Source organism: Zavarzinella sp. (genome assembly GCA_041399155.1).
Taxonomy (GTDB): Bacteria; Planctomycetota; Planctomycetia; order Gemmatales; family Gemmataceae; genus JAWKTI01.
This window is the reverse complement of sequence record JAWKTI010000002.1, coordinates 370,304-383,142: the sequence shown is the minus strand read 5'-3', so window position 1 is coordinate 383,142 and position 12,839 is coordinate 370,304. Positions and strand designations below refer to the sequence as shown.

6 protein-coding genes are annotated in these 12,839 nt (G+C 51.1%); 4 read left to right on the top strand and 2 right to left on the bottom strand.

Features of this window, described 5'->3' with window-relative positions; translation table 11 throughout:
• Positions 1-84 precede the first annotated feature (84 nt).
• Positions 85-1,638, top strand: a complete 1,554-nt coding sequence (locus tag R3B84_11685) for an ATP-binding protein (protein ID MEZ6141221.1) — start codon at positions 85-87, stop codon at positions 1,636-1,638.
• Entirely contained in the window at positions 1,635-3,065 is a 1,431-nt protein-coding gene (locus R3B84_11680; protein ID MEZ6141220.1) for a sigma-54 dependent transcriptional regulator, read from the top strand. The genes R3B84_11685 and R3B84_11680 overlap by 4 nt, the downstream gene beginning before the upstream one ends.
• Positions 3,066-3,078: 13 nt before the next feature.
• Here R3B84_11680 and R3B84_11675 read toward each other — a convergent pair whose 3' ends face one another.
• Positions 3,079-4,830 (bottom strand): FecR domain-containing protein, encoded by a 1,752-nt coding sequence (locus R3B84_11675; protein ID MEZ6141219.1) that lies wholly within the window; start codon positions 4,828-4,830, stop codon positions 3,079-3,081.
• A gap of 63 nt (positions 4,831-4,893) precedes the next feature.
• Positions 4,894-7,389 carry a hypothetical protein gene (locus R3B84_11670; GenBank protein ID MEZ6141218.1) on the bottom strand — a complete coding sequence of 832 codons (2,496 nt, stop codon included), beginning with the start codon at positions 7,387-7,389 and terminating at the stop codon, positions 4,894-4,896.
• A gap of 326 nt (positions 7,390-7,715) precedes the next feature.
• Between R3B84_11670 and R3B84_11665 the strand changes: the two genes are divergently transcribed.
• Positions 7,716-10,673, top strand: a complete 2,958-nt coding sequence (locus R3B84_11665) for a Tex-like N-terminal domain-containing protein (protein ID MEZ6141217.1) — start codon at positions 7,716-7,718, stop codon at positions 10,671-10,673.
• Positions 10,674-10,734: 61 nt separating this feature from the next.
• A complete protein-coding gene (ftsH, locus tag R3B84_11660) occupies positions 10,735-12,669 on the top strand; it encodes an ATP-dependent zinc metalloprotease FtsH (protein MEZ6141216.1) in 1,935 nt (644 codons plus the stop codon).
• Positions 12,670-12,839: the final 170 nt, after the last annotated feature.

Genomic DNA, 12,839 nt, shown 5'->3' with positions numbered 1-12,839 from the left:
GGCAGAAAAATCTGTGTAGAATACCTCCATTCCCACTCAGAACAGGGAAGTTCCTTCTGAGTTTGCCAACAGGACGTACGCACTATGAAGATTCCTTCACCAAAATTCCTGAAGCACCCGATTGCGATTGTCAGTATTGTGCTGATGGTGCTGACTTTTGGCCTGACGCTCCACATGCGGTTGCGATTAGGTGAAATGAACCGAATTCAGGAAAACGGCATTGCCAGCGTACGTGCGGCCACTGATCTGGAACTGGCGGCAATCGAAATCCGCCTGCAACTGGATCGCTACCTCATTTCTGGCGACCAGAAAATGCTGGACGGGGTGCCTGAACTGGAAAGTAAGTTACAGAATTCAATTGTTCAGATGCAACGGTACGCAGAAACCCCTCACGAACAGGAATTATTGACCCAGATTCAGGCTGGCTTTAACAATTTTTGCGATGAATACCACGAAGTAATCGATTTATTCCATAATCGTGCTGCTTATCTGAAAATTCTGACCATGATTGATGCCCAACTGAATAACGAAGTGCTCAAACCAGTGCAGGAATGCTTAATGTTCAAGCACCAATCCCTGGAGAGCCTGGGGGAGTCAAATAAAAAATTCTCCAACACAATGACGCTTTTTCTCAGCATTATTGCAATATGCTCGCTGCTGGGAGGAATATCAGGTGGGTATTTTCTGGGTCGAATGAAGCACGCAATCCGCAGCACCCACAAACGGCTGATTCGGACCGCCAAAATACTGAATCGGTTCGCAAACGGAAAACAGGATGCCATGGCATCGCAGGATGGGCTTTCAACGATGCCCGGCAATGCCGATGCGTTAAAGAAAATGGAACGCACGCTCGCAATCGTGCTGAAAAAACTGAAAAAAACCGAACGAGATGCACTGAAGGCAGAAAAGCTGGCCTACGTTGGGCAGATGGCCGCTGGCATTGCCCACGAAATTCGCAATCCGTTGATGTCAATCAAGCTGATTGTGCAGAATGCCGCCGATCCCAACCAACGTGGGACGTTGTCTTCCCGCGATCTGCGGGTGTTGGAAGAAGAGATACTACGGATGGAGCACATCATCAACACGTTTTTGAATTTTGCCCGCCCACCCAGGATGGAATACAGTCAGGTGGCGTTGGCCCCACTGTTGAAACAAACGTTAGAAGGGATCAGTGCCCGCGCCAAAAAGCAGAATGTGCGACTGGGACTCAGCCTGAATCCGGAAGATATTGTCTTTGCTGCAGACCCGCGCCAGTTGCAGCAGGTGCTGTACAACCTGTTTTACAATGCACTGGATGTACAGCCTGCTGGTGGGCGAATTGCTGTCAGTGCACGCATGGAACGGGAAAATAATCCTGATGATGCCTGGCTACTGATTACGGTCGCAGATCAGGGGCCTGGAATCGATACCAGCCTGGGGATCAAGATTTTTGATGCCTTTGTTTCGAATAAACGGGCTGGCATGGGGCTGGGTCTGTCAATCTGCAAACGCATCGTCGAATCCCACGGTGGGAGAATCGATGCCATGAATAAACGGAAAGGTGGGGCAGTGTTTTACATTCATCTGCCGATTCAAAAGCCAAAATGGATTGAAGCAATCATTCGAAATGACGTTCCACAGGAAGCAGTTCTCGCATGAGCCAACAATCACCCAAAGCTGCCATTATTGATGATGATGATAACATCCGCTATTCGCTGGCAAAAACGCTCGGAAATTTGCAGATTGAAACCGAAACAGCCGATTGTGCCACCGCTGGCATCGAGCTGGTGCGGCGAATGCGGCCCGATCTGGTGCTGATCGATGTTTGCCTGCCGGACAAATCCGGGCTTGATGCCTTTACCGAGATTCACGAGTTTGACCCACTGTTGCCTGTCATCATTATGACGGCTTACGACACCACCGATACCACCATCGAAGCGATGAAACGTGGTGCGTTCGATTACATGCTGAAACCGGTCGATCTGCAATCGCTGCGGGAACTGGTCAAAAAAGCTCTGGCCTTGCGCAAAATGCAATCGGTACCGGCATCCTTTCAGGTGGGGCCGGGAGAAACCAAAGTTGATGAAATTGTGGGCCGGTCGCCCGAAATGCAGGAAATTTACAAATTGATCGGCAAGTTTGCCCCACAGAATGTGGCTGTGCTGATCCAGGGAGAAAGTGGCACCGGCAAAGAATTGGTGGCACGGGCGTTGTACCACCACAGTAATCGGGCCAATAAACCGTTCATTGCCGTCAATTGTGCGGCTATTCCCGATTCCCTGCTGGAAAGTGAGCTTTTTGGCCACGAACGTGGGGCATTTACTGGTGCGGATCGCCAGCGTATCGGCAAATTTGAGCAGGCTCACGGTGGGACAATTTTTCTGGATGAAATCGGCGATATGTCGCCGATGACGCAGGCGAAAGTGTTGCGGGTACTGCAGGATTTCCAGTTTGAGCGGGTGGGCGGCAACACTCAGATTTTTACCGATACCCGCGTGATTGCTGCTACCAACCATGATCTGCAGGAAAAAGCTCAGGAAGGGAAATTTCGACAGGATCTGCTTTATCGCCTCAACGGATTCACCATTACGCTCCCACCACTGCGGGAACGGAAAAGTGATATCCGCCCACTGGTAGATCACTTCATCAAGCTGTCGAACGAAAAACTGGGAAAATCGATCAAAAGCATTGCCGATGATGCCTTACAGGCACTGTTCAACTGGGACTGGCCTGGTAACGTGCGTGAATTGCAGGGGGCTATCCGTTATGGTGCCGTGCAGGCTGTTGGCAGCATGATCACGGTGGAATGCCTGCCCGCTCTGATTCGGGGGTTTCCGGATCAACCGGAAAGCGAATACGATTCCAGCCACCTAGTTCAGGAAACCAAACGTCTCCTACAGGCGGGTCAGTCGGATATTTACCGCCACCTGCTCAACATGTTCGACCGTACCGTGCTTTCGATTGTGCTGGATCATGTCGATGGCAATCAGGTCAGTGCGGCGGAAATACTTGGGATTTCCCGCACCACATTGAGGCACAAATTAGCCAGCATTGACAAAGTAGAAGACAAGGTACTGCAGGATTAGGGTTTTGATTCAACTACAACTCAGGTGGCAGTGCGTTCGCAGGTGGGGCAGCCCACAGGCAGATCCTGCCATCAGTGCCAGAACTGATGACCAGTTTACCATCGGGTGAAAAGGCAACATCGGTCACTTTGTAGCGGTGCAGCACATAATTGCACAGAACGGTCATAGTTCGAAGGTCGTACACCCACACAAATGGGCCCATGGCGACTGCCATTTGCAACCCGTTGGGAGATATTTTCAGGGCGTGCACCTCGTGTGGGAGAACATCACTGGTAAAAACGTTGCGGTGGTCGGCGATTGACCAGATTGATAGTGTTCGATCCCGCCCCGCAGAGACAAGCAGGTCACTTTCGGGGCTGAAATCAATGATGGTTCGGCCATCACCATGTTTGGCAGGCACCGCAAACGCCGTACGGTCGGCACTTGCCCACAGTTTCACTTGGCCATTACGCTCCGAAGTGGCAAAATACCGCCCGTTGGGACTGTATTCAATCTGATCCAGGGCACTACTACCCAACGAAACCGATTGAATGGGGGCGGCTGTCTGGGCATTCAGAAAGCGAATGCCGTACAGATTGTTCTTGAGCCAGCTGCCCACAGCCAGTTGGCGTGCGTCAGGTGAATAAGCAAATGCATGGATGTCGGTTTTGTATTTTTCGCTGGTTGCGGTCTGCAGACCAGAAGTGCGATCCATAATTGTGACAAATTTCTCATTTCCTGCCACCGCAATCTGATCGCCCGTGGGCGAAAACTGCAAATAATTCAGATTCTTCTGGTTCGGAACCGTAATTTCACGCAGATCCTGTGGCTGATCGAGATGAAAGAATTTTAATTTACTGTCCCACATCAGCGATGCCAGCATGGGTTCGTTGGGGTGGATTGAGATTCGTCGCACTGCCATTTTTGGATGCGAGATGATCCGTTCTGGCTGGGTAATTTTCGGTGGGGAGGCTTCGTAAGTTGTTTTCCGCTGATTGGTGCGTCTGGTGACCGCAAATTTTCCTGTAGGAATGTCAATTTTGTGGCCACTGCTCAATTCCGTCATCTGTACGTTACCACTACCCGCCTCCACGCTGGTGTGGTTGGCATCAATTGCAGAAACGAACGACCCCGCCACATCCAGGACGGCAGTGGGCGTTGTTACTCGTAATGGATCTTGTGAATTGTCCGCTTCGGTACCGAAAATCATCCCGTAGTAAACTTGTAGTTCAGCATCATTCAGACGCTTGATTAATCGTACCGATGTTTCAGTGCCAATCTCCACCCGTCGGTGGTTCGGGAAAAGCAACACGGCACCACTGATCTCATCGGTGCGAAAAGCCTGACCAGACAGAATCGAACTGCCGACGTGAACGGAACTCTCAGTGCCATCGTCGTTTACGACAAATGCTTCACCAAAAAGTTCTTCCACGGTCGCAATTGGCGTGGGGGCCACTTCTACCACAGAATCTGTCGTAGTCTGTTTGGGATTGAATGCAAACAGGTAAATACATAGACCCAGCACAATCGCTGCGGAAATGGCTCCCAATGCGGGCGCAGTCCGACGCTGCAGGCGATGAGAAAATTTGCCCACCTGGAAAGTGTGGGATTGCCCACCCTGGGTGCGTTGCCACTCCGCAATAATGGCTTCATTTCGGGAAAAAACGATGCACCGTTCAGCGAATTCTGCGTCCGTTTTCAGTCGCTGTTCTACCGCGCGGCGATCCTCGGCAGATAAACAATCTGCCAGATAGCTGATCAGTAAATCATCATCAAAACGGTTCATAGCCAGATGGGGGGTCAGATCCTGTGTTACAACTTCTCAAGGATAGGTCATCTGGAACTGATTTTAGGCAGAAGTAATTTTTGGAAGTGACAAAGTTCCCAAAACGGGTGTGGATTGCTTCCGTAAGGATTCAAACCATGGTGCATTTTCTTTCATTGTGGCATCCCGTTCCGTAATCACCACGATCCCTTCTGCCAGCGTGGTGTACACAGAGGGATCAATGTTTTTAGCAGAAATTGGTGGGGATAGCATCAGCACAATATCAAACTTGTCGTGCATTTCATTCAGCAAACGCTGAAAACGGTGGGCAGTTTCCACACCCGACATTAGATGATTGATCGAAGCCTGAGCAAAAAACACGGCTGGCTGGTCTGTCGGCTGAAAACAAGGTTCAATGTCTTGTGACCTACCTAAAACATAGTTGCTGATCGCCTGTTGAGACAGGATCGGCGAGCCAGTGGCCCACGTTGGGTAACTTGATTCGCCACTGGCATCAAAAATTAGTACCTGTTGCCCGTTTTGGGTAAATGTATTTCCTAAATCCCGAAGCATTTTGTCCAGCGAATGCCCGTGATTGATGGGCGTGAACAGCACAATGCCACCTTCGGAAATCCCACGTTGGTGGATCCGTTCGGCCAGAAAGTTCAACGCCTGGCTGGGAATTACCTTACTGCCACTGCCGCCTGGCATGGGCGGACGTATTTGTGGTTGGGGAGTGTGGTTCGGTTTGGCTGGTTTCGCTGCGGTTTGCTGCGTCAGATCGGAAAGTTGCAGCATCGGCATTGCACTGGAATGGCTGATATCGGGTAGATTCAAATCCATTCCTGGGATGTTAAGGTTAATATTGCTGTCCGATTGCTCTGCAACTACCGGACGTGCAACCTGCAGGTCGGGTGCGGGGATATTCAGTGTGGTTGCAGGGTAGGTCAAATCCACTTCCTGGGTTGGAGGTGGTGTCCGATTTTCCGATGCCACTGGGGGCAGAAAACCTGGTGCGGTCGGAATATGGCTTGTAGACGGCTGTTGATACGTAACTGGCTGTGCTTCCGGCACTTGTGTACTTTGCAAACTGGGTGCAGGTGGCACTTCCACGGGCACGATCGTTACCAGTGCCCCACTGCGAGGCGGGGGTGCAACGCGACTTGGCATTACTTGCGGTAATGCGAATATTGCAATATAGCAAAGCAGTAAAATTAATGACAGCCCCACCACACCTGCAACGAGACGCAAGGTATTTGAAGAAAATGGTGCACTGCCCGCATCCGCCGCAGCATAAATCTTCAGGTCATTGCGGTTGGGGTTGGAATTCGATTGATATTGATTCAAGGTGCGTTCCAGATCAATCTTCCGTTGTTCCAGCGACCGCATCTCCAGTGGGTATTTCGCCACAATTGCTGATTCAAGTTTACGGAGATCGTTCACTTTCACTTGTTGTTGCTTCACTACCGCTTCTTTGGCGGTAATTTTCCCTGGCAACAGATCATAATCGGTACGCATTTCAGCCAGTTTTCGCAGGCGGGCAATTTCACTGGGGCTGTATGCTTTGGGATCGTTCTTGATCGATTCCCGCTCTTTTTGCAATTGTTTGAGCTGTTCTTCCAGCATGTTGCCATTTTGCAGGCGGGATTCTGCTGTGGCGACGCGGGTCAGGAGTTCATTCAGTTCAGTACGCGTGATGATCGATCTTTTGAACAGATCCTGGTATTGTTGGACTTGTGGCTTCAAAATTTCCAACTGTTTTTTGGCTTCTTCCACCTGAGATAAATTCAATGTCAGGCTGATTTCGCCCTGCTTGCGGTCAATATCTCGTAATTTCGATTCCAGATCCTGTTTCTCATTTTCAGGAATCGGGTCATCCGCACGTTTGATCAGCAGAGCAATACCGTCCTTCAAGCGTTTTTCTTCCTGCTGCAGTTCTGCCAGATCAATTTCCATCGTGCGTAACTTGTTCACTTCATCGTTCATCGCCAGATCAAAATCAGTGATGTTGAACTTGCTCAACTCCTGCTGATACTGGTTTTTCAGCAATTTCATTTCCAGCATAATCTGGTCAATTTCGTTTTTGCGTTTCGCAATTGCTGGTTCAATCAACCCCGACTGATATTGCTGGAACTCCATCAGACCACGTTTCATCACTTCATCCACCACCTTTTTGGCGATGGTGGGATCGGCGTGGTCGTAGCTCGCATCCACCAGTTCTGTGGAACTGCGAACTTTAATGAGTAAATTTTTGGTGAATTCTGCATCTGTCTCGGTGGGCAGCACCTGTTGCCGCACTTCTTTCAGGCAGGCAGGCGATCCAATGATATCGGTGAGGCTTTCGATATTCGGTGGCAGGTACAACGGATCCATGTTCCGGTAGTTGGGCGTGTAGATGAAGCTGCCTGTGGCACGATAAACTGGTTTGGCAAAAGTTTTCACCGCCATGAAGGCTGCGGCAGCCGTCACTAGCAGCCAGAAAATCACAAGTGCTTTGCGCTTCAGTATTTCGGACAGAAAAACGCTGATCAAGCTGGGTGGCATTTCCCCACCTTGGGTGGTGGAATTATTTGCAGACATTGGTCCCACCTGTTGGGGGTGCGCCAACGATTGTTCATTCGTTTGACTATATGATTGAACCTGCATACCACCTACCATGTGCGTGCCACAAACCGTCGTCTGGGGCTGTCCGTAAATATTTCCTATTTGGTAGATTCTACCCCAATAACCAAGTTTTTGAAAAGTCGAACTCGAATAAGTGGGCAATTTTGGCTAGTTTGCGACATTGTTATGCATTTTTTGCGGATTTTTGCCCACTTGGACGGTTGTTTTGTCTGTTCTATCATAAAATGTTTAGTCACGCAGGATGTTGCGAACGCACCGCCGTTGGTTCGAAGAAATAAAAAATGCTGACCACGACCGAAGAATTTAAGATCGATTTTCAACGTTTAGCTACAGAAATGAAGCTGGAATCTGATCTTCTGGAACGGATTCAATCGTTATTGCGTGCGGGTTTTGACGCGGGCTATCTTGCCCGTTACCGCCGAAAGGACGTTGGTGGGCAATCCGCCGAAACCATTCGCACGATTGCCAAGCGCATCGCCGCCATTGCCGATCTGGAAGAAAAGAAAAAAACGGCCATCAAACTGATCGATTTGCAGGGCGGCCTGACCGATTCGTTGCGTACCGCACTGGAAGGTGCGATTTCGCAGCGACAGGTGGATGATCTTTTTCATCCCTTCCGTCCCAAAAAGGTGCATTTTGCCCAGGAAGCAATCGACAAAGGGCTGGAAGAACTTGCCAAAGCTGTCTGGCAGCGCGATCCTGCGGTCGACAATCTGGCAGATGTTCTTGCAGGAATGGTTGATCCGGAAAAAAATCTGAACAGTGCGGAAGAGATCCAACGCCTGACAGAACAATTGCTGGCAGAAATTCTGGGCGATCTGCCTGAAGTCCGCACCACCACACGTCGGGCACTGTGGGACTTGGGCGTCATTATTACTTCCAAAAAGTCTACAGGTGAGCCGGAAGCAGAACCTGCCACCAGTGGGGAAGTTGAGGCAGATTCTGCCCCCACACCGACTACCGAAGGTGCTAGCACTCCCACGGAAGCCACTGGCGAACACGAAAGTGCGCAAACCCCTGCGAGTGAAGAAGTTAGTGAAAGTGCACCAAACGCAGAACCTGCCAGCACCGAGCCCACAGGTGGGGCTGAACCGTCTCCCAGACAGCCTGCAAAGTCGCGACGCATGCAGCAACGCGAACAGGAATACCGCGATTATTATGATTTTCGGGAAAAGCTTCGTGAAATCCCACCGCACCGGATTCTGGCGGTTAATCGTGGGGAAAAAGCCAACGTTCTCCAGGTGCGGGTTGAATTCGATGTCAATGCAGTCGAAACTGCCGCCCGCAGCGAACTGAATTTTGCAGAACATCCCCACCGTGAAATGCTGGAACTGGCACTGCCTATTGCAGTGCACCAGATTGTGGTGCCAGAACTGATCGAAGAAATCCGCAAGGAACTGACGGAAGAGGCACTGGACCACGCGGTAGACATTTTCTGCAAGAACTACCACAGTCTGCTGCTTTCCCCACCATTACCCCCCTGTCGTTTGCTGGTGATTGATCCCGCAGGTCGGGAATCCACCAAACTGGTGGTGCTGGGGCCGAAAGGCGAATTGCTGGCCGAAGCCAACGCACCAAAGCTGAGCGAACAGGTGGCAGATGCAATTCAGGAACAATTGACGCAACTCATTGAACAGTATGATGTTAGCGTTATTGCGATTGGCAATGCCCAGGGTTGTCGTGATCTGGAGCAACTGGTTTCGGAACTGATTGCCAAACTGGATCTTCCCACAGAAGAAGGACAGTCAAAGCAACCACTGGCGTATATTATTGCCAACGAAGCTGGTGCGGCCGATTATGCCAATAGCCCGGACGCCCGCGAAGAATATCCCGAATTTGACAAACCAACCATCGCCGCTATTTCGATCGGCCGACGGCTGCTCGATCCGATGGGGGAATGCGTTAAAATTGATCCCCAGCACCTGGGTGTAGGGCTCTATCAGCACGATTTAAAGGTAAGACAACTGCGAACACTGGTTGAACCGGTGATTTCGGCCTGCGTCAGCGAAGTGGGGGTGGATGTCAATACCGCACCTGCCGTGCTGTTGCGGCATGTTGCCAGCCTGAATGCGATGGTTGCAAACGATCTCGTTCAGTTTCGCAGCACGAATGGCGGGATTACCAACCGCACGCAGCTCAAGTCAATTTCAGGGATGAACGACAACCGTTACCAGCAAAGCATCGGTTTCCTGCGGGTCTATGGTGGTACCGAACCACTGGACGAAACGTGGCTGCACCCGAGTTGCTATTCCGTTGCCCGCCAACTGCTGGCCGAAGCGGGATTCATTTCAGACGACTTGCGAAATCGCGATAAACTGCAGAAAATTCGCGCTGTTCTGGCCGAAATGGATGTCGCAGACACTGCACGCCGCTATCAGGTAGAGCCCGCAGTGATTGAAGAAGCGATTCAAGGGCTGGCAGATCCGCATGAAGACCCCCGCAGCAGCCGACCTGCACCAGTATTAAAGACCCGTAGTCTGCGGCTCGAAGACCTGCAGGTGGGGATGAAATTGACAGGCACGGTTGTCAATGTAGTGCCATTCGGTGCCTTTATCGACATCGGTTTGAAAGACACCGGCCTGGTGCACATCAGCGAACTGGCCGCGAAATTTGTCAAAAATCCTTACAATGTCGTCAGTGTGGGCGATGTCGTGACCGTTTGGGTGGTGGGAATTGATTCCAACCGTAAACGGGCATCGCTGACCATGATCGACCCGGCTCAGCCACGCCCGAAAGATCAACCACGCGAACAGCGGCCCAAGGGGAACCAGCGTCCACCAAGGGAACGTCAACCCGGTGCTCCACGCCCACCTGCAAGTGGGGAACGTGGCGAGCGTCGGCCACCAGCACCACGTGGGGAACGACCAGCGCAATCGCAGCCAAGGGATCGTGGGCGACCTTCACCTCGACCGGCAGGCCCACGCAGCGATCAACCACGCCCAAATACAAATACCCGGCCGCCACGTTCGCACCAGCGATCTGAACCAGTGGCACGCGGTTCGGAAGGGGAAGGGATGCACAAACCTGCCCCACGACCACCTGCGGCACCACGGAAACCAGAAAAACCACGCGCATTGCCCAAATTAACCAAAGAAGAATTGGATGGGAAGAAACCCTTGTTGACTTTTGGTGCATTAGAAGCGTTCTTCAAGTCGCGGGAGACCACCGACGAAGAAACCAAAAAGCCACCAAAGGGCAAACCAAAGTCCAATGATTCTGATGAGACCAACAAAGAATAATTAGCCACCATATCCCGTGAATAGCGATCAACCTGAACAAAAATCGGGGCCACCGCCCCAGTTGAAACCCGAGCCTGCCAAACCCGGGAAGGACCCACAACGTCCGGAACGGGCATCCCCACTGATTACCATGACGTTCATCAGTGGTGCGTTGCTTCTGGTAGCGTTCTTTGTGTTCCTGATTTTCAAATCCGGCCCCAGAAATATTGATCTCCAGCAATTCGACCAACTGGTCAATGCGGGTGCCATCAAAGAACTAGTGGTCGCATCCGATGTAAAATTAACGGGTGTAGTCCGCGATAATTCCATCGAATTCATTAAAGAAATGAAATTGCCCAACGGGGCATTCGCTGTCGTCTTACCCAAGATGGAAGATCAGAACATCTACATCCGTAAGATTGCAAGCACCGACGCAGAAGTTAATGAAAAATCGATTAAAAATGGCAACCTGAAGCCGATAAAAATCACGGTCGATGAAGATCTCGGTCAGTTGCTCAGTTCGATTATTTACCTGATTTTCCCAATTGTGCTTTTGGCAATTTTCTTCCTGTTTATTCTGCCACGAATGCGCGATCCAATGGGTGGTGGCTTTGCCAGCAGTTTCACCCGCAGCAGTGCCCGCCGGATGGACAAAACTTCCAACCGCACCACCTTTCGCGATGTGGCTGGCATGGATAATTCCAAAAAAGAACTGGAAGAAGTAGTTGAATTTCTGCGGGAACCGGCCAAGTTTGTCCGTCTGGGTGCCGAAGTTCCCAAAGGTGTGCTGCTGGTGGGCCCACCCGGAACGGGGAAAACCTTGTTGGCACGTGCTGTTGCTGGTGAAGCGGGCGTGCCATTTTTCAGCATCAACGGCTCCGAATTTATCCAGATGTTTGTGGGTGTAGGTGCGAGTCGTGTCCGAGATCTTTTCCGCACCGCCAAGGAAAATGCTCCCTGCCTGATTTTCATCGACGAAATTGATGCTGTCGGTCGGATGCGTGGGGCTGGTGTAGGGGGTGGGTCTGATGAACGGGAACAAACCCTGAATCAGATTCTCGGCGAAATGGACGGCTTCACCCAGACCGAATCAATTATAGTGGTGGCAGCAACAAACCGCCCGGATGTTCTGGATGCGGCATTGTTGCGACCAGGCCGTTTTGACCGCCATGTGACCGTAGATCGACCCACGTGGCAGGGCCGGCTGGATATTTTGAAGCTACATATTCGCAATAAGCCGATCCATTTTGATGTGAATCTGGAGAAAATTGCCCGCAATGCCATGGGAATGAGTGGGGCAGAACTGAAAAATCTGGCCAACGAGGCTGCCATTTTTGCCGCCCGCGAATCGAGCGAAGCAATTAAAGCAGTTCACTTCGACCGTGCAGCAGAACGGATACTTTTTGGTGCAAAACGCGACCATAAGCACAATCCCGAAGAACAGAAACGCACCGCGTACCACGAAGCGGGGCATGCGTTGTGTGGCTGGTACGAGCCCCACGCCGATCCGCTGTGGAAAGTTTCGATCCTCCCACGTGGGCAGGCAGCGGGGGTCACTGTTTCCCAAATCGATGAAGACAAGATCGATCAGTCTCGCACCGAACTGATTTCACGCCTGGTGGTGATCATGGGTGGCCGTGCTGCAGACAATCTGGTTTACGGCGAAGAGCGTTCCGGTGCAATGAACGACCTGAAGCAAGCCACCCGCATTGCCAGAATCATGGTCACGCAACTGGGGATGAGTTCCCGCCTGGGGCCGGTCTATTACCGCTCTGGTGAAGAACATGTCTTCCTGGGCAAGGAAATCCACGAATCTCGTGATTTCAGTGATGTCACCGCCCACGAAATTGATCAGGAAACCAAAGATATTCTGCGTGAAGCGGAAGACCGGGCCATTAACCTGTTACAGGCCCACCGCAAGGAATTGGAATTGCTGACAGAAAAATTGCTGGAGAAGGAAGAACTCGACCGCGATGAAGTGGAGCAACTGATCGGCCCCCGCCCACCAAAAGTCTAAGCAGATTCATCTACGAAAACTGACATCTCTCCTGCTTGCAAAACCAACTTGAGTAGTTCTAAACCACATCCTTGTTCTCGCACATAATATATATCCACGCAATATTCGAGCTGCGTTATTTTTTCGTATTTGGATGAGGAATTTTACCAAACATTTCTCCCTTAAATCCT

Bases quoted from the DNA above. Each gene is read 5' to 3' on its own strand.
- R3B84_11685 (MEZ6141221.1), top strand. From the start codon at position 85: ATGAAGATTCCTTCACCAAAATTCCTGAAGCACCCGATTGCGATTGTC.
- R3B84_11680 (MEZ6141220.1), top strand. From the start codon at position 1,635: ATGAGCCAACAATCACCCAAAGCTGCCATTATTGATGATGATGATAAC.
- R3B84_11675 (MEZ6141219.1), bottom strand. From the start codon at position 4,830: ATGAACCGTTTTGATGATGATTTACTGATCAGCTATCTGGCAGATTGT.
- R3B84_11670 (MEZ6141218.1), bottom strand. From the start codon at position 7,389: ATGTCTGCAAATAATTCCACCACCCAAGGTGGGGAAATGCCACCCAGC.
- R3B84_11665 (MEZ6141217.1), top strand. From the start codon at position 7,716: ATGCTGACCACGACCGAAGAATTTAAGATCGATTTTCAACGTTTAGCT.